This is a genomic window from Paenibacillus sp. MZ03-122A, from assembly GCF_024213325.1.
GTDB classification, from domain to species: Bacteria; Bacillota; Bacilli; order Paenibacillales; family Paenibacillaceae; genus Paenibacillus; species Paenibacillus polymyxa_B.
Window position 1 is genome coordinate 133,701 of the sequence record NZ_JANAVI010000001.1, and the last position, 24,787, is coordinate 158,487.

Below are 24,787 nucleotides of genomic sequence, written 5' to 3' on the forward strand. Positions count from 1 at the left end.
AGATTAAATCATATTTTCCTAAAAGCCGATATATGGGAATGAGGCGAGAACATACTGTTATTATACCCGCCCGAAAATGGAAGTATATAATTTGGGTTAGGAGAGTAGAAGAAGTGTCAGATCTGTATACGAAAAAAGAAGTAGAAGATTATGTAACGAACGTGGTTTTCGAACGACCTTTAGGTGTAAGCATTTCAGCCATTTTATTGATCTTTAATGGGGCACTTCTGTTGGTGACCCAGCTATTGACGCTTAATGCATTAAATGAGGCTTCTACGTTAGTAGGCATTTGTAGGGGCATGTTTCAAGGATTTATCGCGTTACTCGGTTTGGCAGGGACGACTGCCGGTGTCGGTATGTTATTTGGCAAGAAGTGGGCTTGGTGGCTGGCAGTATTTTATTTTACATATGAGACCATGCGTTATACGTGTGCAATTCTGTTTATTCCGGATGTCCCTCCAACGTTGGGCGGTGTACAGCTAAACCCTGCTCTATACTACGTAAAATATGGTATGCGTATTATTTGGAATTTGTTGTTTACGTTGTTCATGTGTCGTAGTAAAGTCACAGGTTTTTTTCAAACAAGTGGAATCCACAAGTGGAGAGCATGTATTGTATTATTCTTCATAAATGGAGTGATGGTTGGGGTTGGCTGGTGGCTGATAAGATAGGTTCTTCGATGTGAAGAAGGAGATGGATAATGTCAATGGAAACGTTTCCGATTTTAGAAACCGATAGGCTTCGTTTAAGGCAGCTTACAGTAGGGGATGCGGCGGATGTGTTCGGCTATTTTTCCAAGGATGAGGTCACACAATATTATGACTTGGAAAGCTTTACAGAGGTAGAGCAAGCCGAAAAATTTATTCGTTCGATGCTAACCAGATATGAGAAGCAAGAGGGCTTTCGTTGGGGGATTACGTTAAAAGAAGCTCCTGAGCGGATCGTGGGTACAATTGGATTCCATAACTGGCACAAGGAGCACTCCCGTATTGAAATTGGGTATGAGCTGGCACCGGAATATTGGCGGCAAGGTCTGATGACAGAAGCGATGAAGGTGGTCGTGAATTATGGCTTTCAATTGCCGCAGGTTCACCGTATAGAAGCCTTCATTGATCCAGATAACGAAGGCTCCAGACGGCTACTGCTCAAAAGTGGCTTTACTAAAGAAGGTCACCTGAGAGACTATTTTTATGAAAAAGGTCAGTTTGTCGACGCTGTTATTTTTGGCTACCTTCGGAAGGAGTTTTCCGTGGATCGGTAAGTTTACAAATATCCCTTGTCTCCGTATGGCTGGAGTCGATCAAGCCAGGTCTGCTCCAGCTTTATCAGTGCATCTTTGACATCAAAGAACGCTGAGTCCTTTTTCTTCAAAACGTCCAGCACTTCAAATTCAAACGAATCTTCGCCATACTCATTCCATTCCTGTTGCAGTTGTTTATTCTTAAATCCACCCATGTTCAGCTCAAAACGCCGTCCATTCAGCGACTTTAAATTCGGCGTGGAAGAGACGAAAATTTTCCCATTACGTGTATTGCGAATGCAATAGATTCCTGCCTCTGTCTTCATCTCCATGTACTGCTGCACCAATTCTTTTCTTCGATTCATTGTCGAATCCTCCTATTGTATAAACGTTGAGATTCAAGATTCCTTCAACCAATATTCACTGCCATCCGGCTTACAATCCAATAGATTGTATTCAATCATATACCTTCGCACCGTGACATAATCGTCATATACTTCCTGTAAAATCGCATTGATATCCTTCTCATGATATATTTGTCCCTTTACAAAACGGCCCGCAATTTCACGCAGCACAATCAGCTTGTGCTTTTCTTGCATTTTAAAGGTCTTTAGGCGTCCGTCTGTCCCATTCGGAAAATACTTCGTGAGTACCTTTTGCCGCTCGTTTTCCGTAATGTTGTAGCGTTCGTCCACCATCCGTGCTTGTACTGGTACTTCTACAATGGCAGGAGCGTGTCGGTCTTTCTCCTTTAACAGCTCCATTAATGTGAGAAAAACCTTGGCCTGTCGTTCTTTTTCTTTGAGACCAAAGCGATGATTACGTATGGTGGATGCGCTACCGATTCCGGTTTCCTTTTGAATATCCGCATCGCCCATGCCTTGATAAAATAACTGAAGCAACCGATTCTGATGATCCGTCAGTCCAGTCAGCTTTTTGTCCAGACCGATCAAATAGTCAAAGACCGAACCGTACGTCCGCTCAATATGAAGTCGCATGTACCTCTCCGCGTCATAAAATACCCCTTGATCCTGATATATGATGCCTTGCTCGTATCGCTGTCCGTCCAGCAGGCAAATTACTTGTTCTTCTTGGCGAATATATCCTCGCTTCAGTTCTTCGATTCCAGCATTCCAGAATAGTTCGGAATGATCCATTTTAGCAAACACCTCAATTAATTGATGATTATTTTATAGACAATATAACATTTTGTTTATTTTAAATCAATGAGTGGATATTTATTTAGGGTCTCGACAATGTTCGCTATATACAAAAGAGACATCGGATTGTTATCATATGTAAATTATTGAATTGTATTAAGACTGAATAGTTGCTATATATTGTAATAAGGTGGGTTGGTAAACTATGAACAAAATGCGATTAGAAGAAGTCATAGAAAGTGGAGATTTAAAGGAAGCGGTAAAGATTATAGAGGAGATAGGTGAAAAGCTGGATTATACATTTACTCCAATATTATTGAGATATTTAGCAACGACGGATAGTGTATTGCTAAGAAATGTAATCGCCATTACGTTAGCTGATCTAGTAGACCGTGAAGCGGTGTTGCCTCTTATCGACTTGTTAAGAAATCCAAAGACCAAGGGGAATAGAGGAACACTGTTATATGCTTTAGAATTTTTTGACGTATCTACTCATGTTGTGGCGCTGGTAGATTTACTGGATGATACCTTTGAAGCGAGTAGACAATCCTATCAACTGATAAGTACCGTAAAAGATAAAATTACTAAGGCGCAAAAGGACATATGTAGACAAAAGATAAGAAGAAAGCTAGCCGATTATAAAAACAAATATAAGCGTGACTTTTTGCTGGAATCTTTAGAGCTTTTTACATGATTCTTTTATTAGAGAGGTTTGGTTGGAGTGGTAAAAAAAGCTGTTTTATTCGTGATCATTATTGTAATTGCATATACAGTTGTATCCATTACAACAGGAAGTCCGATAGAAAGAGTCCAATTTCGGAGTAACGTCACTGACTACCTACATAAAACGTACACTATGAACTGGAAAATTGATTCAATAGATTATGATTTTAAGAATGATAAATTTATAGCAAATGTGATCTCTGACTCAGGGATTTCTTTTTTGGTGGATGAAGACTATTATAGGCAAATGATGGATAACTACGCCTCTTCTGTGTGGAGGGATGAGCTAAAAAAAGCTGTAACACAAAAAACAAAGGAAGTTACAGGATCAGATGCAGAAGTCATCATAAATGTTTCTCATATGGGGCGGGATGCTTTAACCTACCATGACGAGGTTCCAAGCTATTCTAAGGTTAGTCAAAAACTCTCCTCAGAAGCTTCAATTTGTATTAAAGGTAACTTTTCAGCCACTCATTATCTTCAAGAGATGTTGGAAATAAAGCAGTGGATTGTTGAAAAGAAGTATGATGCTTCGTTAACGTTTAAGCCCAAAGATAAGGATGTTTACTTCTATTTACCTACTGAAGATCTGAAAAAAATTAAAAAGCCAGAGGATCTCAATCCTTATCGCCTTCAAATTAATTAATTATTCTACCCAAGAACTTGAAACAGAGCCCTCCCCTGTGGAATTAAGATTATGGGAGTTTTTAAAGGGTGCTCAGTCGCTTGAAAATAATATATGGCAAGGCTTTTCTAAAGAAGAACGGTCCGGGTGGCTAAACGTGACTAGAATACATTCTGCATCTAATCATTTTGCCAGACTGGATAAACGAGGAGAAGTCTACACCTTGGACGGCGAATACATATCTGATTTTACAACATTTTTCATAGCACTTGGTGAAGCGATTAATGGGCCCGGAGGGTACTATGGATTTAGCTTGGACAGTATATCGGACTATCTCTGTGGAGGTTTTGGGACAATAGGACCGTTCACGATCCATTGGAAAAACGTACATTATTTCTTGGAAAGATTCGAGGAAGAATGGGATCAAGAAGAGAGATGTTATAGATTTTCACCACAGCAATATTTTACGGATCTTCTAACGATCTTAGTATCAGGTGGTGTTACCGTGAATTTTTCTTCGCATTAAGATGGCAAAGCAAGAAGGGAATTTTGAATGGAATATAATTAATGCAACCACCTTTTGACATGAAATAATACTCTGAAATGAGTAAAAACGAAGGGAAAGAACATTTAGAAGCAGATGAACTTGTGGCAAATTCCTTAAAAGAAATTTTAATCCGGGAAATGGAACGAGAAATCTAATAAGAGATATTAATTACTTAAGGGGGAAAAAGGAGCAAGAGTGTTTTTTAGAATGAATAATGGCCAAATGAACATTTTGGCTAAGGCTAATATGGCTAACGAACAAACAGTTATTGATATCATATATAATGTTTATGGTAAATGAGGAGGCCCAAATGAGAGTGAAAAAAATTGTATATCCAACTTCACTATCTCAGATAGCAGATATTGAGGATGATAATATAGATGTATTTATTGAACTTGAAGATGGGACTAATATTTCTGTTGCTGTTTGTACCCCAAAAAATCTAATTAGTTATATGACCAAAGAGAATATTAATTTTATTCCTGCATCGCCACCAGATATTATTGTGAAGTCATTAACAGAAGAAACTATTGAACAAGCTATTGAAAATTACGCTCAGGAGGATGCTTTCTGGCTAAAGTTGTTTTTTGTAGCTGGCGTTGATAAAACAGTCATAGATTTAGACAGAATTGATTTGTGCCTTAAAGAAATGAAAAGAATAAATCAGGAACTCTTGAACGATTAAAAATTAATTGTATAGTTATTTTGACCATATGGAGTATAAAACTCTATGAGTTTCTTTTTAGCTCCTCATTCTGAAAATATATAAATTAGGAGACAACATGCTCTAAGATGATCATTTGCTCGTTAAATTGAGAGTAGGAGGATTTTTTCCTGTTCCACGGATGCATGTTCCAATTATCTTGTAAGGAGAATATTTTGTGAAAATATCAAATATTATCAGAAAAACCATAGGGAACAAATTAGCTGCTTTGAACTTTACTTATGAGCATTTAAACAATACTTGGTTTTTTACAAGAGTTGTCAATGGATTTAAGGAAACAATCCAAATCGATAAAAGTTATTGGACAGAGAATGCAATACGCATTACTTTTATGACTGAGTCCGAATCAGTGTATAGCTTTTATTTCATTGATGGATCAAAGATGGAGAAATTTCATTATTATGAGGATGAAGAGTCATTACGAGATATATTTATCACCCTAGAAAAGATTATTGATCAGTGTGCTCTAAAATGGTTTGAAGAGAATGTGCCTAAAGATACGCTTCCTCCTGCTAACTTTTTAGATAAAGGATGGTTTGAGAAGCTACAGAAATTTGTCGAGGTAAATAATCTGAACTTTAAAGATGAAAATTCATTAAAAACTATCGAAGCTTTGCTAAGTTCAGAACCGACGGAGGGAAACGTTCTGTTATCAAGCTATTTCTTAGGAGAATTTTTTATCCATACGTTAGATGGTGAGTGGTACTACGATCAGAATTATGGTCCTTCTATTGAAAATATAGGTGGAATTAGTAATTTTAATAGAGAGCCATACCAAATCTCTAATAGTTTTGCTTCTAATCCTCAAAACAACTCAATTATTAATCACTATCAAGCCATTGCTGGAACTGTAAAGAATCTTCAAGGTAATAGGAAATAATCAAATTAAATTGAGAGCAAAAACATGTTCCGATTTTTTATTCGGTCTAAGATGATTCTTTAATAGTGAGTTTGCACTCCAACCACATGGATTAATTCTGTGTGGTTTTTCTTTTCTAAGGGTTTAAAAGGAGTTGGGAATCTGCATCGATTATATAAATTTATATAGGATAAAAAAGGAGTGAAAGGAGGGAAATATATAAGTGAACTATAAATTATGCAACCACCTTTTGTCATGAAAGAATACTCTGAAATGAGTAGGAGAGACTGTAAAAAGTAATCACAGTGGGTTGGATTGGGGAGTTATTTTTAAACCAAAGTCTTATATTAGCGTTAATCGCCCAGTTATTATTGGATTCAGGAACAAAGAAATGGATGTGATCAGGATTGTATCGAATAAAATGTACGTAATTTTAAAAGGAAAACGTAACCCTAATGCATTATTTGATATTTATCATACGTGGGAAGAGTTTATTTGAAATCGCTGATAGGAAGGGATTATGATCTTCAAACCTAATTTGAATGGGAAGATCGTTAAAAATTTGAATATTATATAAAGAACAGAGAGCCGTTAAGCGTGTTAACGGCTCTCTTCGTCGTCTTCCGGCAAATATTCGATCAGTTCACCAGGGAGTCGCCAAGGGTTCTAAACCTAATTGAAACAGTTTCTCATAACAACAGAAGTTCATTTTACTAATTTGTATCATCCTCTACATACTCGATAACATCTTGAACATGGCAGTCTAGAGCTTTACAAATTTTATCTAGCGTATCAAATTTCACACCGTCTGTTTCTTCGTTGTAAAGTTTGGTGATTCCGTTTCTATGTAATCCAGTCATGCGGGAAAGCTCGGCAATATTTATTCGTTTTTCGCCCATAATACGGGAAAGATGAATCTTTATCATATTTTCCTCCAGCTAAATGCATCCTATAGTGTTAAAAAGTAACATCAAAGTATTGACAATAAACACTGTTCGATGTATTCTGAAAACAACGAAAATAACACTATAATGTGCATTTGGTTTATTGAAATGTTATTTGTGAACGTCGTAGTAATATGTTTATCGTACCAAAACGTTTGACAATTAGCAATTAATTATCGTTCAACCCCCTAGTTTGAAAAACTACCTATAGAAGAAAGTATATTGGCAAATAAGAAACTTTGAACAAAGGAATGGAGCGAGGATGTATGACAGAATGGGTAATGGGATTGGAACGGGTATCCATGGTTCAGGGGCCGTATGATTCACCTCATGCATATGAGATATGCGAAGGGGTTCTTTATGACCATCAATACTTCTTTTACCTCGAAAACGGCATACTGTGTCTGCGCCATGTGAAGAAGGTGGAGCAATCATATCATACGCATCTTTACCTAGATGGAGAGAGCGGAGGCTTGCAACTGGCAGCAGGGTGTACAAGGGGAAGTTATGCAAGTTGTCACGGAGATCATCGAATGCTTACGCGCTAAGGATGGACTAACATTTTTATTCGATGAACTGCTGTGGCTACATGGGAGGGGCCCCATTGAATTAAACCTTTTCAATAAGAAGGATGAAGTGACCCCGAGTGGCAGACAACTTGCTACGAAATAATGCTCTATATCATGGAACTTGTAGAGTAAAAATTATAATTTCAGTGAATGTACCAGTTGTTGACTGATAAAAATGAGCGGATACCGAATCAATATGGTCAATTCCACCACAACAGCATCACCAGAGGGAGTAAATCCAAAATCACCTCCCAATAATATGTTTTGCTGCTGCTTTGATGAAGGAAATTCCGGTTCATCCAAGCCATATTGTTCTTTGATTCTCTCTTTCGTTTCATGATCTATGACAAGGTTATCCTGTGCAAAGGTATAGAAGATAGGAACACTTAACTGTATTAAAAGAAGTAATGCAACGGGTATAAGCACTTTTTTGCTCCGCATGGTTAGCTCCTATGATCTCTGTTTTTGACCTCTTAACTTTTGTATCTACCATAATGAAAACAACTTAAAAATGCAACGGAAGGATGAGAAAATAATCCCTTTACAGGATTTTATGACCAGAATATAATGGTAAATAACAGCATCGATCTACATACACTTGGTTATCGGGGTATAGCGCAGCTAGGTAGCGCGCACCCTTGGGGTGGGTGAGGTCGTGGGTTCGAATCCCGCTACTCCGATTTCAATCAAAATGTCCTGCTGATGCAGCTAATGCGTCTGCCGGGCGTTTTTTTTTGAATATTATATACCCTATCGGTCTATGCATCTACTGGGTTGTGACGAGCTAGTCGTATGCAACCAACGTATGTACTTGTGGAGTATTTGAGGGGAGATATGATGAAGCCACCTCTGCACTGGATTCGGAGGCAGAAGTGGCAACTCAACAATCGCTGGCGGAATGGTCTGTTGTTTGACTTTTTTAATTTGCCTATAAAGATTCCTGAAGGGTCTTGGAAGAAGTGCTGTAATCAGCATAACGGGGAAGCACAATAGTGTAGTATATTCCTACAATAACGGTACAGACCCCAACTAATAAAAACAAGAGCTCAATTGAAATAAATGAAGGAAAGCTTATAGCAATGAAACCTAATGTAAGAGATTGGGACAGCATCATTAACGGATTAATCAAACCTTGCACACGTCCCATCATTTGAGGATCTACAATACGAGGAAGCCATCCTCCTATGCCAATGTTAATGAACGGAAGTATCAGTGCAATGACAAAGTTGATAATCAGAAAAGCGTAGATGTGGTTAACAAATCCTAGTATGCACATACCTATTCCGGCTACCAGAACTCCCGCTGCAATCATTTGGTGTAGCTTTAGCTTGGCGGAGATGAGAGAAGCGATTAGGGTACCAAGCAACACACCAGCTCCAAAAATAATACCTGTCCAAACCATATACTGCTCATAGTTGCCTGGAGCTAGCTTATATTTAAGAATAAACATCGGTAAAACGCTAAATCCACCATTTAAAATACCGAACATAAAAAAGCCTGAAACCAACCAAAGCAGTAGTCTATTGCGTAATATGTAAAGAAACCCTTGTTTAAAATCGATCATGACAAGTTTGAATTTTAATTGTTTGAAATGATGTGCCCCGTTCGGAAGGCGTACTTCCTTTGGAATTTTGCAGGAACGAATAAGCAGTGCAGACACAATAAAAGAAATAGCATCAATTAGGATGGCTCCAGTAATTCCAAAGTGCCAGTAAACGACGGCCCCCAGAGTTCCTCCAAATAACATGAAAAGACTCCCCATCATTTGATTGAGGCCTGCGGCAATAGTGTAATCATCTTCGCTTAATATTCCCTGTATAATGGCACTTTCGGCTGGGAAGAAAAATTTGGAGGCAGCACTACGGATAAAGAGAAGGGCAAATATCAAAGGAATCGAATCGATCCAAATAAAAATAAGCAAACATAAGGATAAAAAAGCGCTGATCCAGTCACAATTAACAGCAATTTTTTGTCTGTCCATCCGATCTGCCAGCACTCCAACCACGAGAAACACTACCAGCATCGGGAGCGAATACATTAACTCGGCAAGCGTTGCATAGTATGGCTGATTTGTAAACCGTTTCAACAAATAAAACATGAATGCAGTAACCCCGATAATTCCTCCCATTTGTGAGGCGAAGGTTGCCAGAAAAAACCTGACATAATTCTTGTTTCTGAGTACTTGTTTTAATCCAGTCACAGTTCCATCCCTTTCGCTTTCAAAGCGGTTTTTAGATGCCTAATTAAAATAATAGTGAAAAGTAGGAATATTGTACAGAAAAGTGACTTTAATGTCACTTTAAGTTTGAATTTGCATCGTATCGGACCCTCTGCCTTTTAAATTCTGCTGTTAACGATAATCATAGTGGGTGGACTGGGAAGTTGTTTTCAAAATGGTTTGGCGTAGTATGAGGAGCAATATAAACTTAAGTAACCAGCCGACGGTTGATATCCGACGGCTGGTTATTTAAGTTGCTAGGTGTTTGATTACAGATTAGCCCGATTCATCTCATTTACGCATGGATATGTTGAGAAAAAGGAAATGCTCATAGCTAGAAAACTTTATACAATGGAAGAGGAATAAGAATTGTGAAATTCGACTTTTGATGAAGGATTTCATATAATGTGAGCATATTGTGAACAAAATTGAAGACTTAATAAAAAATGAAAATGATTTCCGTCCAGCTATGAATTTCAAAATTTGACGGAGGGAACGAGATGACAATGGAAGAGAGCAGCAGACAGGTACCTTGGCAGGCGTATTATGGACCTAATCTAGGTTATGTGCAGGACCAGTATGAAAAGTATGTAGCGGACCCCGGAACGGTTGATCCGGCTTACCGCGAGCTGTTTGATCAATGGGGTGAGCCGCCACAATCCGAATATTCGGCTGCTTCCATGATAGACAACAAATTGCAAGGCCCCCCCACAAGTGCTTTGGGGCACCTTGATTCAAACACATTACAGAAAGCGGTTACAGCGGGGAAAATGGTGTGGAATATCCGTGAGTACGGACATTTAGCCGCCCAAATCGATCCGCTGGAACTGGATGCAGAGCAGGATACACGCTTGCTTAATCCAGCATCTTACGGTTTAACTGAACAAGACTTGAAGGCTTTTCCAGCCTCTTTAATATGGGATAACGCTCCTGCGGGAACACTTAACGGATGGGAAGCCATTCAACGGTTACGTGTAGCATACACAGGACCGATTGCCTATGAATTTAGTCATATTCATAACGAGGAGGAACGCCGCTGGCTGAACAGCTATGCAGAATCTGGCTGGTCCTCCAAGCCACTTACAACACAGGAACGCAAGTCGTTGCTAGGCAGATTGGTAGAAGTAGAACAGTTCGAAGAGTTTTTGCATAAAACATTCGTCGGACAGAAACGTTTTTCCATCGAGGGTAATGATGTGCTTGTCCCTGTTCTCGACGAGATTATTCGTCTAACGACAAATGCAGGAGCAAGTCATGTCCTGATGGGTATGGCGCATCGCGGCCGTTTGAATGTACTGGCTCATGTGCTGGGCAAGCCTTACAGTAAAATTTTCTCTGAATTTCATCATTCGCCGAATAAGGATTTGATCCCGTCAGAAGGTTCCACAGGAATTAACTACGGCTGGACTGGCGATGTGAAATATCATCTGGGTGCTGATCGTTTTGTAAAAGATGGGGAAGCAGTGCAGGCCCGTCTGACATTGGCGAATAACCCGAGTCACCTGGAATATGTAAATCCGGTAGTACAAGGATTTTCACGAGCTGCACAGGAAGATCGCAGTGAGGCTGGTTATCCGAAGCTGGATGTGAGCAAGGCAGCTACAATTATTATGCATGGTGATGCGGCTTTCCCAGGTGAAGGTATCGTGGCAGAATCACTTAATTTCACAAATTTGCGTGGCTTCCGTAATGGCGGCACGGTCCATATTATTGTGAATAATCGTTTGGGTTTTACGACAGAGAGTGTCGATTCACGTTCGACCCGTTATGCCAGTGATTTGGCTAAAGGCTATGAAATTCCAATTGTACATGTGAACGCGGATAATCCTGAAGCCTGCATTGCAGCGGCACGTATGGCTGGTGAATATCGCAATCGTTTCAAGAAGGATTTTTTGATTGATCTGATTGGTTACCGTCGTTATGGTCACAATGAATCCGATGACCCGGAAACAACACAACCGCTGGTATACCGTAAGGTGAAGAATCATCCGACGGTGAGCAAATTATATGCTCAAAAGCTGATGAAGCAGGGTATAGTGGATGAAGCGTTTAGTGCCGGTCTCATTGAAAAGGTCCAAAACAGACTGAAGGAAGCGCATGAGCATGTGAAGAATCAACCGGAACAAGAGCCGGAAATGAGTCCTGTGAAGGCGAAAAAGAATCAGAATTCTATGGTACGTACTGCAGTGGAATTGAAAAAGCTGCGCCAAATCAATGAAAACTTACTCAAATGGCCACAGGCTTTTCATGTATATCCGAAGCTGGATCGAATTTTACAGCGTAGAAAAACCGCTCTGAACGAAGGGGAAAAGGTAGATTGGAGCTTGGCGGAGACGCTGGCTTTGGCCACCATTCTCGCAGACGGCAAGCCTATTCGTATGACAGGTCAGGATGCGGAGCGAGCTACATTTGCTCACCGTAACCTTGTGCTGCATGAGCCTGAAACAGGCCGTACACATTGCCCGTTGCATACATTGCCGGAAGCACGTGCTTCATTCAGTATTCATAACAGTCCATTGTCTGAGGCATCTGTCCTCGGCTTTGAATATGGCTATAACGTGTATTCTCCTGAAACGTTAGTGATTTGGGAAGCACAATTCGGCGATTTTGCCAACTGTGCACAGGTTATTTTTGACCAATTCATCTCCGCAGGCCGTGCCAAATGGAGACAGAAATCGAGTCTGGTGATGCTGTTACCGCATGGTAGCGAAGGACAAGGACCAGAGCATACAAGCGCACGTCTGGAGCGTTTTCTCCAGTTGTCCGCACAAAATAACTGGACTGTCGCTAATTTGAGCAGTGCCTCACAGTATTTCCATCTACTGCGCCGTCAGGCTGCATTAAGCGAAAGTGAGGAAGCCCGCCCGCTTGTGATGATGTCGCCGAAGAGCCTGATTCGTAATAATCGTGTCGCTTCGCCTGCTTCTGAATTCAGCGAAGGAGCGTTCCGTCCTGTGTTGGAACAGCCTGGTCTGGGTGCACGTCCGGATCGTGTAGAGCGCATTGTACTGTGCAGTGGCAAGATTGCCATCGATCTCGAAGAAGCATTGGAAAAGGATAAGAATGAGGCAGAAGAGCGTCTGCATATTATTCGTGTGGAGCAGCTATACCCTTTCCCGGAAGAGGAAATTCGGAATATTTTCGGCCGCTTCCCGCATGTTAAGGAGTTCGTATGGGCTCAGGAAGAACCTAAAAATATGGGGGCTTGGAGTTACATTGAACCTCGTCTGCGGAATGTTGTGCCACAGGGAGCGGAAATTCGTTACGCAGGCAGACCAGATCGTTCAAGCCCGGCCAGCGGTTATCAGCAAGTACACAGCCTAGAACAACAGCGAATTATTCAATCGGCGTTGAAGCAGGATTCCAAAAACAATATTACACTTGGGAGGTAGCGGCTGTGAGCGATATTATAGTGCCAGCAATGGGAGAATCCATCACGGAAGGGACAATTTCCAAATGGCTTGTGAAGGAAGGGGATTCCGTAGGACAGGGAGATGTTCTACTGGAGCTGGAAACCGATAAGGTCAATCTGGAAATTAGTGCGGAAGAAGCAGGTGTGGTCCAGAAAATCCTTCGTCAGGAGGGAGATACTGTAGTCATCGGTGAAGCTGTTGGCTTGATCGGAAGCGGCAGTGGTGGTGCGGAATCAACCGGTGCTGGAGAAGTTGCAGCGACTCAAGCGCCTGAAGCACCGCCCGTAGCAACTTCACCGTCTTCCGTAGGAGGCGGCGTTAAAGCAGAAGAAAAGTCTGCACCGCCTATTTCATCGAATGGCGACGGGAATGGCCAGACGGCATCACCATCCGCCCGGAAGTTGGCGCGTGAGCGCGGGATTGATCTTGAGCAGGTACAGGGAAAGGACCCGCTCGGACGTGTTTTCCAGGAGGACGTAAAAACGCATAACAGCTCTGAAGTGTCACGTGCAGCATCTGTACCTGCGTCTCCCGCTACTAGCAAGCCTGCGCCTCCGTCTCCAACACAAACGGAGTACAGCAAGCCTGTGGAACGCCAGCGGATGTCTCGGCGCAGAGCGACGATCGCTAAGCGTCTTGTTGAAGCACAGCAAACAGCTGCCATGCTCACCACTTTTAATGAAGTGGATATGACCGCCATTCTCGATGTGCGTAAACGCCGTAAAGATAAGTTTAAGGAAAAACATGATGTAGGTTTGGGCTTTATGTCCTTCTTTACAAAGGCAGTGGTTGGCGCACTCAAGCGCTTCCCTACCGTGAATGCAGAAATTAACGGCGATGATATCGTACTGAAAAAATACTATGATATCGGGATCGCTGTATCTGCCAAGGAAGGTTTGGTCGTGCCAGTTGTGAGGGATGCCGACCGTCTTGGCTTTGCTGAGATCGAGAAAAGTATTGCAGATTTGGCTGGCAAAGCACGCTCCAATTCGCTTTCTCTGGCCGACTTGCAAGGAGGAACGTTTACTATAACCAATGGAGGTATTTTCGGTTCCCTGCTGTCTACGCCAATTCTCAATACGCCGCAAGTGGGTATTTTGGGCATGCATAAGATCCAACTTCGCCCGATTGCCATCGACGAGGAACGCATGGAAAATCGTCCGATGATGTATATCGCGTTGTCCTACGATCACCGGATTATTGATGGTAGCGAGGCGGTTCGTTTCCTGGTAACGGTCAAAGAATTGCTGGAAGATCCGGAATCATTGTTGCTCGAAGGATAAAATAAATCGGGCAAGTGTATCTCCCCTTTACGTGTATGACAAAAGCAGACTCTTGCGAGTCTGCTTTTTTTCCTGCATAGTTATAACATAAAGCAACTGACATTACAGGCAGTAAATGCAGAGAAGGGCGGGAACCGTTTTGGACAAAGACTTGCGCTATCCGATAGGATCATTCGTTGTTCCAGATACCATTACAGAAGAACAGCTTATCGCATGGATTCACGACATTGCTGAATTGCCTGCACAGCTGCGTCAGGCGGTCGAAGGACTGAATGAGCAGCAGCTCAATACGCCTTATCGCGAAGGGGGCTGGACGATTCGGCAGGTAGTTCATCATGTGGCAGACAGCCATATGAACAGCTATATCCGTTTTAAGCTGGCACTGACGGAGGATACGCCGACGATCAAGCCATATGATGAGGGGCGTTGGGCCGAAATACCAGACGCCAGGGAGCTTCCACTGGAACCTTCGTTGCAATTGCTGGAAGGACTGCATGAACGGTGGGTGACCGTGTTACGATCGTTGGGAGAGGATCAGCTACACCGAACATTTATTCATCCTGAATCGGGCCAGACGATCCGCCTGGAACGAAACATCGGCATCTATGCCTGGCATGGCAAGCATCACACAGCTCATATTACTTCCCTGAGAGAACGGAATGCATGGTGATTTTTAAAACTATATCCAAATGAATATAAGGCAATAAAAAAGAAACCTTCAATCCCACTTTAATCGTGGTTTTAAAGGTTTCTTTTCTTATTTCCTCACAAGGCTGATGACTTGGGCGAGGTTGAATGTCCAGGTGCCTCGGAGTCTCCAGACAATGCGGAAACAGAGGCCGCCCCTGTGTTAACATGACGGTCGAGCCAGTCCACGATGTCACTCATCACCTCGTCGCGGTTTGTTTCATGAAGCATCTCATGGCGACCGTCAGGATAGAGGCGGTATTCGATGTCCTGAAGCTCTAAGCTTCGATACATTTCCACTAGTGACAACACACCTTTACCGAACAAACCCACTGGATCACGATCCCCGGCAAAAATATAAACTGGCAGTTTGGGATTGATGTGTTTCAGCGAGGAAGGCCAGTGGATTTCTTGTAATAGCCTGAAAAAATCCAGAAAAAAGCCTGTCGTACATATAGCTCCACATAATGGGTCGTGCACGAATTGATCTACTTCCTCAGGATCACGGGACAGCCAGTCGAACGCCGTACGCACCGGACGGAAGGCACGGTTAAAGCCACCAAAGACCATAGCGTTGAGCAGCATGCTGCGATGATCCATTCCTTGCAGTTTGGCTTGCAGTAGAGCAACTTGCTCTCCGAGTTTTAGGAGACCACGTCGTCCGTTGGTTCCCGATAAAATAAACCCGTGATACGTTTGCCGATCATCATACATAATTTTCTGGGTTAAAAAGGACCCCATGCTGTGACCCAGCAAAAAACGAGACTGATCAGGGAATTCCTTAGCCGCAATTTCGCCTAGCTCCAGCATGCCGTCTGCCATTCGATTAAACGCATTAGCTCCCGGCATACCTAGCTTATCAGGATCACCAGCCGTGCGCCCGTGACCGATATGATCGTTGGCATACACGCCATAACCGCAAGCAGTAAGTTTTTCGGCCAGTCGGATGTAGCGATAGGACGTCTCGCACATACCATGCGAAATTTGAACAATCCCCTTAATGGGCAAATTCTGATCAGGCAGCCAGCGGTAGGCAAAAAGCTCTGTTCCGTCATTTTCAGCGATGGTGAAGGTGTATTCCCGCATAATTAGACATCACATCCTTTAAGCATTAAGGAAGATAAGATCTAAGTACGGTCATTCCGTCATTCAGCGTGTAATCGCTCAGGTTAGCGGGCAACAGGAAGCAATCTCCAGCTTTACAGGAAAGAGACTCGGTATTATTGTTCCATGTTATGGTCCCACTGCCTTCACAAATCACGAGAATGGTGAAGCTGTCTTCCGTTGTAGAAAGTGCCCAACTTCCATCTACGATACCCTTTTCCACAACAAAATACTCACAGGCTGCCAACTGGAGCCATTTTCCAGGCTGTAAGCCGTCCGTTTTCATCGTTGTTGCGCCTGCACCTTCGTAGGAGGTTACATTGAGGGAATCCTCGATATGCAACTCACGAGGCTTGCCGTCCAGTCCGGGGCGATTGTAGTCATATAAGCGATAGGTAGTATCCGAATTTTGCTGGATTTCAGCAACGACAACGCCTGCACACAGTGCATGTACGGTTCCGGCGGGGATGAAGAACGTATCGCCTGCTTCGACTGGAACCTGGCGCAAACTGCCAAGGATATCCCCACTTTCAAGAGCTGTGCGCAGACTCTCGCGGGTTACACCTTCGGTTAGACCATAAATAATCTTGGCATCTGGCTTGGCATCAAGCACGTACCACATTTCAGTTTTTCCTAATTCTCCGGCTGGAAGTCCTGCGTAATCATCTGTCGGATGCACCTGAACGGATAAGTCATCATTACAATCCAGCAGTTTGATTAAAAGTGGGAATCGTCCGCCTTTTTCCGATACACCCTTGGCCCCGAGCCAATCCTGCCCGTAGGTCTCGCGGATTTCATCCAGTCCTTTGCCTGCCAGCTCACCATTGATAACCGTTGTTGTTCCGTTTAGATGATCGGCAATCATCCATCCTTCCCCGATATGTCCTTCTGGTGGGGTTAGACCAAATTGCTCTAAGGCCCGTCCTCCCCAAACTCTCTCTTTGAACTCAGGTTGAAATTGCAGCGGGTATGGCTTTAGCATAATTTCTCTCCTCCATATTGAGTAATGAGTGCGACCTAACAGAATAGGGAAATCAATAACGTGCCGCTGTGGCAATAAACTGGGATGAATAGTGCCCAAACGAGCTTGAAAAATAATATATGTAAGGCGGCTTAAAAAGCCGCTCATAACCTGAGTTTAAAATCCAACATTATTTCTTCTCAACCGCCACTACGAAAGGCGAAGCGGCTCGTTGTAATTGACGATAAATAATGCTTTGACCACTGGAGACCGGGAGAGCAGAAGCCCATTGAAGAACGGCATCTGCTTCTTCACTGCCTCCGGCGTGTCCTGGATATAACACGGCAGTCAGAATGCCGCGTGGTCGCAGCAATTGTAAGGCAGCATCAAGTGCGACGAGCGTGCTGTCTGTATGGGTGATGACAGTAGGATCGGCGCCTTCGGAAGGCAAGTAGCCGAGGTTAAACATGACCGCAGCGACTTTGCCATGCAGCATGTCCGGAACGGCCTCCCGCATTTGCTCATGACCTTGTAGCAGTAGCGATACTTCTGCTAATGAAGGAGAAGCGTTTTCTTCCAGTCGACGACGGGCGCAATGGAGTGCTTCTTGTTGGATGTCGAAGCCATAGACACGACCCCGTTTGCCAGCAGCTTTTGCCAGAAATAACGTATCTGCTCCTGTGCCGACGGTGGCGTCTATAGCAGTATCGCCTGGCTGCACCCGCGCAGCCACCAATTGATGAGCGTAGCTCAGGACGGATAGGAAGCCCATTTAAGGTTGCCTCCAGTATTTTCCCTGCCACGTTTCACGTGACTTCAGTTCATGATCAATGGCATTAAGCACTTCCCATTTTTTAAGCGACCACATGGGTCCCACTAGCAAATCGCGTGGGGCATCTCCGGTTAACCGATGAACGATCATTTCGGGAGGTAAAAACTCCAGCGTATCAACTATCAGCTTCACGTATTCGTCCTTTTCCAGAAAACGTAGTAATCCCGCTTCATACTGCTTGACCATAGGCGTTTTGCGCATGAGATGCAGCAGGTGGATTTTGATGCCCTGCACATCCATAGCCGCTACTGCACGTCCCGTATCAAGCATCATTTCATGCGTCTCTTGGGGCAGACCATAAATGATGTGGGCGCACACGCGGATATTCCGCTTGCGCAGCTTTTCCACCGCATCCAGATAGCATTGAGTATCATGAGCGCGGTTAATCAGCTCTGAGGTCGATTCATGGACAGTTTGCAGACCCATTTCGACCCATAGGTACGTGCGTTCGTTTAGCTCGGCAAGGTAATCCACTACATCGTCAGGCAGGCAATCAGGACGTGTAGCGATGGACAGACCGACAACACCGGGCTGCTCCAGAATAACTTCGAAGTATTCTCGCAGTTCCTCAACCGGGGCATACGTATTCGTGTAGGCTTGGAAATAGCCAATATATTTGGCGTTTGGCCATTTTAGATGCTGCCGATCCCGAATCGTATTGAACTGGGTAACCAGATCATCCCGACGACGCCCGGCAAAATCACCCGATCCGCGTGCGCTACAAAAGGTGCAACCCCCTTTAGCGATGGAGCCATCGCGATTCGGACAGGTAAAACCCGCATCCAGCATGACTTTGAACACTTTATTTTGAAATTGCTCACGCATTTCGTAATTCCAAGTATGGAACCGTTTATCTCCCCACAGGAGAGGAGCAGGCAATAAATCTGTTTTCATGGGTGTACTCCTTTTTTTACGATCACCCTATTGTAACAAAAATCAGTCTTCATTGGGAATCATTTGACCGAACTAGTCAATAAAATGTGCGTATTTTATGGCGTTGCGGATTGAAAAAGGTTACACAATGTGTTATATTGTAAGCGGTACCAGACATACAATAAAAGGACTGTTTTCGATCCTGAAGATAAAAGTTATCCGTTGCTAATGATTATTCTTTAGGGAGGCAGCTATGCTGTTTCTATCGCCTGTTTTAGGGTAAGTGCACGTCGGTTCCATCACAAATAACCCGTGAGGTGATCTTTTATGAATGCGCAGGATAAGACGCGTATGGATAAAGTTACTGTTGAGTTAACCTTTGATGAGGCGTTGGCATTGACTGGTGTCCGTTTTGGGCAGGATCGTCAGATTGGAACGACCGCACGTCAAAAAATCAGAGCGGCTTGCCAAAAGACAATTGATTTTTCACCTGCTGATGGGGTAGACTATGAACAATTAAATTAGTTGGACCCCAATCCAAATATATTGAAAAAGGAATTTCATTTCCGTATCTTCAAGCGGGGGTGAAATTCCTTTTTCCTTGATAACAGAGTATATGGAGGAGTAACATGCGTTTACGCGGAAGAAAAGGAATTCGGGAAAGTCTGGAAGAACAGCAGGACCTAGTCATCTTGGAGCCAGCACAGTATAAGGGGAAATGGCAGCAGCTTTTTGGTAATGATCGTCCCATTCATGTAGAGTTCGGTATGGGTAAAGGGCAATTTATAAGCCAAATGAGCTTCCGGAATCCGGAGGTTAACTATATTGGCTTTGATATGTATGATGAGCTGGTTCGCCGTGCAACAGAAAAGTCTCGTCTGGCCTGGAGTAATTCAGAGGTTGATACGCCGCCTAATATCAAATTGGCACTGGCAAACATCGAACAGATCGAAAATGTTTTTGAACCAGGAGAGATTGAACGCATTTATCTGAATTTTAGTGATCCCTGGCCTAAAGCCAAACATGCACGTCGTCGTTTGACGCATCCGCGTTTTTTGGACAAGTACCGTCAGCTTTTGAACAGCAAAGGACAAATTCATTTTAAGACCGATTCGGAGACACTGTTTGAGTTTTCTCTGAATTCGTTTGCCGATAGCGGTTTGCAGATGACGAATATTTCGTTAAACCTTCATCGTGAGGGGATTAACGAGGAGCATGTCATGACGGAATATGAACAAAAGTTTATGGGCAAAGGTATGAATATTCATCGAGTCGAGGTGCTGATCGGCAAAGATGCTTTGAAAGAGTACGGAAAAACACGCCTTGAAAAGTACGGGAAATAAAAACAGATCAAATGGATAAAATAAGACAGGGTGCTTCCTTATTAGGAAAGCACCCTGTTCGGTTCCAGTATATCCAAAATACTCTGTGCGCTCTGAAGAGGATAATATCGCGCTACATTATGGACGTGCTCCTGTCGCTTGCGGACGATTTCTGGAAAATCGTGTAGCAGTCGGTTCATCCATTTAACGACAACATCCAGCGAAGTAATCGGTTCTCCGAAGCCTTGAGCCGTAAAGTATTGACAATTTTCCTCCTCCTGTCCAGGGAGAGGTTTGTGAAACAGCATCGGAATCCCTTTGGCCAATCCCTCGGTGCATGTCATTCCGCCGGGTTTGGTGATGAGCAGATTCGATACCTCCATTAATTTGTCGATTTCCCGTGTAAATCCGAAGATATGAATATTTGGATGATTAAACCTGGGATCCAACTGCATTTTACGACGAATTTTATCATTATGCCCCAAACAAAAAATAAATTGAATGCTATCTCTCCACTGAGTAAGCGAACGATGTATGACTTCGTCATTCATAAGGCCCCAGCCGCCACCCATAACGAGTACGGTCGGGATGGGTTTAAGTCCAAATTGTTCTCTAATTTCATCGTGCCCAGGATGTTCCCAAAAATTTGGATGAACGGGAATACCGGTCACCTGGATTTTCGAGACGGATACTCCGCGTGCGCGCAGCTTACGCATGACTTCAGGCGTAGATACAAAGTACCGGTCAACCTCGGGACTAATCCATGTTCCATGTGCATCGTAGTCTGTAATGACAGTACAAAGCGGAACATGTAAGCCTAAGCGCTTCAAACGTGAAATTACCGCGCTTGGGATGGGATGAGTACATACCACCAAATCGGGACGAAGCTGCCGGAGAATGTTTCGGGTCTGCGTGTAGAACAGACGGTGCAAAGCGAGCGTTGTAAGACGGTTTAATGATTTTTTGTACTGATGACGGTAAACCAATCCGACTAGACGAGGCTGCGATACAACAGTCTTCTTGTATGCTGTAATAATAAGCGGGGCCATTCTTGGATTCAAAAAACTCCCCAGCTCCAGCACTCTGGTCTGCACATTCGGAGAAAGCTTCCGCAAACTGCTTGAGAGCGCGTAGGCAGCTTGAGTATGTCCGGCACCGAAACCTTCCGATAATAATAACACTCGTTTTTTAGCCACTCTCATTTCACCTGTTCCTGCTGGGATGTTCTCAATCATACCATATCGGCTTTAAGGCCAGAATGCAACCGTTCCTATTGCTGCAGACGTTCCGATGACCGCTCCTGCGAGTACATCCGTTGGGTAGTGAAGACCCAGATAAATTCGAGAAAAACCTACAATTGTCGCTACAGGCAACAGCAGCAATGTTAGCATCGGTGACTGTAGCATAAAAGGCACGGTAGCTGAAAAAATAGCGGTCGTGTGCCCTGAGGGAAAAGAATGGTCCGACAAGGGGTTGCGGAATGTATTTGTACCTGGTAGCGCCAAATACGGGCGAATCCGCGGGTACAGCTTTTTAACGATAACTACGGGGATGTGACTTACCCCGAGAGCGATGGCTCCCTTCATACCGGTATCTTTCCACGGATTCGGAGCGAGCCACCAAATAAGGAGTGTGGAGGCTATAGTAAAGGTAGCCCCGCCTAAATGTGTGAGATAATAAAGCCAGAAGTTCAAAAAACGGTTGTGTAAGCGTCCGTTGATCCATTTGAACAACTGCTGCTCCAGATTTACAAGTTTTACGACTAGACGTTGCATTTGGTTTCCTCCGGTTGCCGGTTCAGGTCAGTCGGCAAATATTTTGAGTCATTTTGACATAATCAGACCATAAGTAATTATTCTCTTGCTCTCATCATATTTTTAAACGCTGTTCATTTCAAGAATCACTAAAGATTCATAACTTACTTGGTTCAATTCTACACAAAAATGTTAATGGAATATAAGCCAAATTGTATAACTTTCTTTGCGTTCATCCGTCTAATAAGATAGAGTGTTTAGAAGTGGTTGCTAATTGGCCTACAAAAAGGAGGGACCAAAGAAATAAAAAGTTAGCAAATGGATGAAAATAAGACCTAAGCGTCATGAATGAGAAGTCCAGCGCCGCATTCCCGGTTCAAACGGGAGTTTGTTGTGTTTTTTTGCTGCTGAGACCGGTTTAAGGGCTTTGACAAAAGATTGAAAACCAACGAAAATCGTAATGGCATTCCTGTGTCAGCCAAAAGGGGCTGCGCACAGCCAATGAAGAAAGCAAGGGTCGGGTCAAAAACTACAGAAAAGGCGCGCAAAGCGCCGCAACTTGCGCTACACAGATAGAAAACAAACAAACGCAAGATTTTAAGGGGTATAAAAAGGGGGTAACAAGAGATCATGTTAGACGCTATTTTCGTGACGCTCCAGGTCATACTGGCGGTGATCGCAGTCTATCAGTTTGCATTCTCCTTGTTCGGATTGGTTCGCAAGAAAAGGAAAGAGCACGCGGCTCCAGAAAAATCATTTGCCATTTTAGTCGCTGCCCACAATGAAGAACAGGTTGTCGGAGCATTGATGGAAAATTTGAAGCAACTTGATTATCCGAAGGAACTTTACGATGTGTTCGTAATCTGTGATAACTGTACAGATAAGACTGCGGATATCGTTCGCGCTCACGGCATGAATGCTTGTGAACGTACGAATCCGAATCTGCGTGGTAAAGGCTACGCTATTGAGTGGATGCTCAAGGAATTATGGGCTATGCCGCGCCAATATGATGCCATTGTCATGTTTGATGCTGACAATTTGGCGCATACCAATTTCTTGAGTGAAATGAACAATGATCTGTGCACAGGTGCCCGTGTTATTCAGGGGTACATTGATACTAAGAATCCTGAGGATTCTTGGATTACAGCGGCATACGGGGTATCTTATTGGTACATCAACCGTTTGTGGCAGCTGTCACGTCACAATCTGAACATGGCTAATTTCCTCGGTGGTACAGGCATGTGCTTTGAAACAAATCTGCTTAAGGAAATGGGCTGGGGTGCGACAAGTCTTGTAGAGGATTTGGAATTCACCATGCGCTGCACACAGTGCAACGTATATCCAAGATTTAATTACGATGCCAAGGTATATGATGAAAAGCCATTGACATTCAAGGCCTCGTCAAGACAGCGTCTGCGCTGGATGCAAGGTCACTTCACGGTCGCTCGTCGTTATTTCTTCCCGTTGCTGTGGCAAAGTATTAAGCATAGAAGCCTGATCAAATTCGATATGGCTCTCTATGGTTTGAACGTGTATATCGTACTGTTCACCTTTTTGATGACAGCAGCGATGTGGGTAGATATTGCCTTCTTTGGTGGGCCTAATATCGAGAACATCTATGTACAGTTACCAGCTTGGACCGGTGTTATAGCTATTGGTCTGAATGTTGCTACTTTTGTGATCGCAATGATTTTGGAAAAGGTCACATTCAAAAAAGTATATCTGTACTTATTGCTGTTCCCGATCTATGCGATTTCGTGGTATCCGATTACGGTCTATGCGTTCTTTACACAGAACAACAAGCAATGGAGCCATACCCAGCATACGCGTGTCGTTCGCCTGGAAGAGGTTCAGAGCAAGCAAGGTTAATTGGATGGTGAAATAGGACTGAAGATCGGTGTCATTCATTTTTTATTAAAGTGTTGACACCTCGATTGCACCGTGATAAGATATTCGAGTATGTTAATTGAAAAGTATGGATTAACAAGTAGAAGGACCGACTTCTCACCTGCCCGGTATTGCCGGCTGGTCATGATCCAATGATTTGTGAATTGAACTTTCATGATGAATTGAGTATCAGACAGGGATGTCGGCTGTATAGTCGTCATCCCTTTTTTGTGCTTAAACACAATACAACAATAACAGGTTCTGGAGGTGGAGGGTTATTAGTAAGGAACATATGATCAATGATGAGATTCGGGTGAGAGAAGTACGTCTAGTTGGTGCGAATGGGGAACAAATCGGGATTACACCGACGCGTGAAGCTTTGCAAATGGCGATTGACGCAAACTTGGATCTCGTAAACGTGGCGCCTCAAGCGAAGCCGCCCGTGTGTCGGATTATGGATTACGGTAAATTCCGCTATGAGCAACAGAAGAAAGAAAAGGAAGCCCGTAAAAACCAGAAGATCGTTGACATCAAAGAGGTATGGTTCCGTTCCAACATCGAGGAACATGACTACCAAACCAAGTTTCGCAATGTGGTAAAGTTCCTGAATGAAGGGGACAAGGTGAAATGCTCCGTTCGTTTCCGTGGTCGTGAAATTACCCATGCTAATGTGGGTCAAAAAATTCTCGAACGTGTGAAATTGGAAGTTGCTGATCTTTGTACCGTGGAGCGCCAACCCAAGCTCGAAGGACGCAGCATGATTATGATATTGGCTCCAAAGAGTCAATGACAAATTAAGGAGGAAGTTCAATGCCTAAAATGAAAACACATAGCAGCCTTAAAGGCCGCTTCAAAATTACCGGTACTGGTAAAGTAATGCGTTACAAAGCTTACAAAAACCATTTGCTTTCCCACAAATCCAAACGTGCAAAACGCGTTCTGGGTACTAACCCTGAGATGGCACCTGGGGACGTTAAGCGTCTGAAACAAGGTCTTGCTAACCTGAAATAGCACTAGCACTGCAATGAATGAAGTATAAACATTATTTGGGAGGTCTATTGA

26 protein-coding genes, 1 tRNA gene and 1 pseudogene are annotated in these 24,787 nt (G+C 43.3%); 17 read left to right on the top strand and 11 right to left on the bottom strand.

The features are described from left to right. The first annotated feature begins 113 nt into the window (after positions 1 to 113). Together NLX74_RS00665 and NLX74_RS00670 are read left to right on the top strand one after the other, a co-directional pair. Positions 114 to 671 (top strand): hypothetical protein, encoded by a 558-nt coding sequence (locus NLX74_RS00665; RefSeq protein WP_254327676.1) that lies wholly within the window; start codon positions 114 to 116, stop codon positions 669 to 671. Between the two features lie 29 nt (positions 672 to 700). Continuing rightward, positions 701 to 1,261, top strand: a complete 561-nt coding sequence (locus NLX74_RS00670; protein ID WP_254327677.1) for a GNAT family N-acetyltransferase — start codon at positions 701 to 703, stop codon at positions 1,259 to 1,261. Between the two features lie 2 nt (positions 1,262 to 1,263). Here NLX74_RS00670 and NLX74_RS00675 read toward each other — a convergent pair whose 3' ends face one another. Next, positions 1,264 to 1,605 carry a GIY-YIG nuclease family protein gene (locus tag NLX74_RS00675; protein WP_254327678.1) on the bottom strand — a complete coding sequence of 114 codons (342 nt, stop codon included), beginning with the start codon at positions 1,603 to 1,605 and terminating at the stop codon, positions 1,264 to 1,266. Positions 1,606 to 1,638: 33 nt separating this feature from the next. Continuing rightward, positions 1,639 to 2,397 (bottom strand): DUF2087 domain-containing protein, encoded by a 759-nt coding sequence (locus NLX74_RS00680; RefSeq protein WP_254327679.1) that lies wholly within the window; start codon positions 2,395 to 2,397, stop codon positions 1,639 to 1,641. A gap of 208 nt (positions 2,398 to 2,605) precedes the next feature. Here NLX74_RS00680 and NLX74_RS00685 point away from each other — a divergent pair, with 208 nt between their 5' ends. The 5 genes from NLX74_RS00685 to NLX74_RS00705 all read left to right on the top strand — a co-directional run bounded on the left by NLX74_RS00685 (position 2,606) and on the right by NLX74_RS00705 (position 5,899). Next, positions 2,606 to 3,094 carry a HEAT repeat domain-containing protein gene (locus tag NLX74_RS00685; RefSeq protein ID WP_235307859.1) on the top strand — a complete coding sequence of 163 codons (489 nt, stop codon included), beginning with the start codon at positions 2,606 to 2,608 and terminating at the stop codon, positions 3,092 to 3,094. Between the two features lie 27 nt (positions 3,095 to 3,121). Continuing rightward, entirely contained in the window at positions 3,122 to 3,769 is a 648-nt protein-coding gene (locus NLX74_RS00690) for a hypothetical protein (RefSeq protein ID WP_254327680.1), read from the top strand. A 136-nt stretch (positions 3,770 to 3,905) separates the two neighbouring features. Continuing rightward, positions 3,906 to 4,274 (top strand): barstar family protein, encoded by a 369-nt coding sequence (locus NLX74_RS00695; RefSeq protein ID WP_254327681.1) that lies wholly within the window; start codon positions 3,906 to 3,908, stop codon positions 4,272 to 4,274. A gap of 331 nt (positions 4,275 to 4,605) precedes the next feature. Continuing rightward, on the top strand, positions 4,606 to 4,980 hold the full coding sequence (locus tag NLX74_RS00700) for a hypothetical protein (protein ID WP_254327682.1): 375 nt from the start codon (positions 4,606 to 4,608) through the stop codon (positions 4,978 to 4,980). 196 nt (positions 4,981 to 5,176) lie between these two features. Beyond that, positions 5,177 to 5,899 (top strand): hypothetical protein, encoded by a 723-nt coding sequence (locus tag NLX74_RS00705; protein ID WP_254327683.1) that lies wholly within the window; start codon positions 5,177 to 5,179, stop codon positions 5,897 to 5,899. A 692-nt stretch (positions 5,900 to 6,591) separates the two neighbouring features. Here the strand turns inward: NLX74_RS00705 and NLX74_RS00710 are convergent. Beyond that, positions 6,592 to 6,804 (bottom strand): helix-turn-helix domain-containing protein, encoded by a 213-nt coding sequence (locus NLX74_RS00710; RefSeq protein ID WP_016820594.1) that lies wholly within the window; start codon positions 6,802 to 6,804, stop codon positions 6,592 to 6,594. A 284-nt stretch (positions 6,805 to 7,088) separates the two neighbouring features. On the opposite strand from NLX74_RS00710, the pseudogene NLX74_RS00715 reads away from it, so the two are divergent. After that, positions 7,089 to 7,494, top strand: a pseudogene (locus NLX74_RS00715) (hypothetical protein). Between the two features lie 32 nt (positions 7,495 to 7,526). On the opposite strand, the gene NLX74_RS00720 reads toward NLX74_RS00715, so the two are convergent. After that, positions 7,527 to 7,832: a hypothetical protein gene (locus NLX74_RS00720; protein WP_254327684.1), complete on the bottom strand. Its 306-nt coding sequence runs from the start codon at positions 7,830 to 7,832 to the stop codon at positions 7,527 to 7,529. A 165-nt stretch (positions 7,833 to 7,997) separates the two neighbouring features. Between NLX74_RS00720 and NLX74_RS00725 the strand changes: the two genes are divergently transcribed. Beyond that, positions 7,998 to 8,071: transfer RNA gene (locus tag NLX74_RS00725), tRNA-Pro, on the top strand. A 248-nt stretch (positions 8,072 to 8,319) separates the two neighbouring features. Here NLX74_RS00725 and NLX74_RS00730 read toward each other — a convergent pair. Further along, complete coding sequence (locus NLX74_RS00730; RefSeq protein ID WP_254327685.1) at positions 8,320 to 9,591, bottom strand: MFS transporter; 1,272 nt, start codon at positions 9,589 to 9,591, stop codon at positions 8,320 to 8,322. Between the two features lie 518 nt (positions 9,592 to 10,109). Between NLX74_RS00730 and NLX74_RS00735 the strand changes: the two genes are divergently transcribed. The 3 genes from NLX74_RS00735 (at position 10,110) to NLX74_RS00745 (ending at position 14,975) form a co-directional block, all read left to right on the top strand. Further along, on the top strand, positions 10,110 to 13,001 hold the full coding sequence (locus NLX74_RS00735) for a 2-oxoglutarate dehydrogenase E1 component (protein WP_250267858.1): 2,892 nt from the start codon (positions 10,110 to 10,112) through the stop codon (positions 12,999 to 13,001). Between the two features lie 5 nt (positions 13,002 to 13,006). Next, on the top strand, positions 13,007 to 14,305 hold the full coding sequence (gene odhB / locus NLX74_RS00740; protein ID WP_254327686.1) for a 2-oxoglutarate dehydrogenase complex dihydrolipoyllysine-residue succinyltransferase: 1,299 nt from the start codon (positions 13,007 to 13,009) through the stop codon (positions 14,303 to 14,305). Positions 14,306 to 14,444: 139 nt separating this feature from the next. After that, on the top strand, positions 14,445 to 14,975 hold the full coding sequence (locus tag NLX74_RS00745; RefSeq protein WP_165176181.1) for a YfiT family bacillithiol transferase: 531 nt from the start codon (positions 14,445 to 14,447) through the stop codon (positions 14,973 to 14,975). 95 nt (positions 14,976 to 15,070) lie between these two features. Here NLX74_RS00745 and NLX74_RS00750 read toward each other — a convergent pair whose 3' ends face one another. The 4 genes from NLX74_RS00750 to mnmL all read right to left on the bottom strand — a co-directional run bounded on the left by NLX74_RS00750 (position 15,071) and on the right by mnmL (position 18,783). After that, positions 15,071 to 16,078 (bottom strand): alpha/beta fold hydrolase, encoded by a 1,008-nt coding sequence (locus tag NLX74_RS00750; RefSeq protein WP_254327687.1) that lies wholly within the window; start codon positions 16,076 to 16,078, stop codon positions 15,071 to 15,073. 25 nt (positions 16,079 to 16,103) lie between these two features. Beyond that, positions 16,104 to 17,078 carry a type I phosphomannose isomerase catalytic subunit gene (locus NLX74_RS00755; protein WP_254327688.1) on the bottom strand — a complete coding sequence of 325 codons (975 nt, stop codon included), beginning with the start codon at positions 17,076 to 17,078 and terminating at the stop codon, positions 16,104 to 16,106. Positions 17,079 to 17,247: 169 nt separating this feature from the next. Further along, the gene (mnmM, locus tag NLX74_RS00760) at positions 17,248 to 17,829 is read right to left on the bottom strand and encodes a tRNA 5-(aminomethyl)-2-thiouridylate-methyltransferase MnmM (RefSeq protein ID WP_235307871.1); all 582 of its coding nucleotides are present in this window, start codon (positions 17,827 to 17,829) and stop codon (positions 17,248 to 17,250) included. Further along, positions 17,830 to 18,783 (bottom strand): tRNA modification radical SAM protein MnmL/YtqA, encoded by a 954-nt coding sequence (gene mnmL, locus NLX74_RS00765; RefSeq protein WP_068940000.1) that lies wholly within the window; start codon positions 18,781 to 18,783, stop codon positions 17,830 to 17,832. A gap of 306 nt (positions 18,784 to 19,089) precedes the next feature. Here mnmL and NLX74_RS00770 point away from each other — a divergent pair, with 306 nt between their 5' ends. Together NLX74_RS00770 and trmB are read left to right on the top strand one after the other, a co-directional pair. Beyond that, positions 19,090 to 19,287, top strand: a complete 198-nt coding sequence (locus NLX74_RS00770; protein WP_013309373.1) for a hypothetical protein — start codon at positions 19,090 to 19,092, stop codon at positions 19,285 to 19,287. A gap of 104 nt (positions 19,288 to 19,391) precedes the next feature. After that, complete coding sequence (trmB, locus tag NLX74_RS00775; protein ID WP_254327689.1) at positions 19,392 to 20,105, top strand: tRNA (guanosine(46)-N7)-methyltransferase TrmB; 714 nt, start codon at positions 19,392 to 19,394, stop codon at positions 20,103 to 20,105. 41 nt (positions 20,106 to 20,146) lie between these two features. Here trmB and NLX74_RS00780 read toward each other — a convergent pair whose 3' ends face one another. Together NLX74_RS00780 and NLX74_RS00785 are read right to left on the bottom strand one after the other, a co-directional pair. Then, on the bottom strand, positions 20,147 to 21,280 hold the full coding sequence (locus NLX74_RS00780; protein ID WP_442435584.1) for an MGDG synthase family glycosyltransferase: 1,134 nt from the start codon (positions 21,278 to 21,280) through the stop codon (positions 20,147 to 20,149). Between the two features lie 51 nt (positions 21,281 to 21,331). Next, complete coding sequence (locus NLX74_RS00785) at positions 21,332 to 21,859, bottom strand: phosphatase PAP2 family protein (protein ID WP_254327691.1); 528 nt, start codon at positions 21,857 to 21,859, stop codon at positions 21,332 to 21,334. A 609-nt stretch (positions 21,860 to 22,468) separates the two neighbouring features. Here NLX74_RS00785 and NLX74_RS00790 point away from each other — a divergent pair. The 3 genes from NLX74_RS00790 (at position 22,469) to rpmI (ending at position 24,736) form a co-directional block, all read left to right on the top strand. Further along, positions 22,469 to 23,707 carry a glycosyltransferase family 2 protein gene (locus NLX74_RS00790; RefSeq protein WP_254327692.1) on the top strand — a complete coding sequence of 413 codons (1,239 nt, stop codon included), beginning with the start codon at positions 22,469 to 22,471 and terminating at the stop codon, positions 23,705 to 23,707. A 310-nt stretch (positions 23,708 to 24,017) separates the two neighbouring features. Further along, positions 24,018 to 24,515 (top strand): translation initiation factor IF-3, encoded by a 498-nt coding sequence (gene infC / locus NLX74_RS00795; RefSeq protein WP_013309378.1) that lies wholly within the window; start codon positions 24,018 to 24,020, stop codon positions 24,513 to 24,515. Positions 24,516 to 24,535: 20 nt separating this feature from the next. Next, positions 24,536 to 24,736, top strand: a complete 201-nt coding sequence (gene rpmI / locus NLX74_RS00800) for a 50S ribosomal protein L35 (RefSeq protein WP_013309379.1) — start codon at positions 24,536 to 24,538, stop codon at positions 24,734 to 24,736. Positions 24,737 to 24,787: the final 51 nt, after the last annotated feature.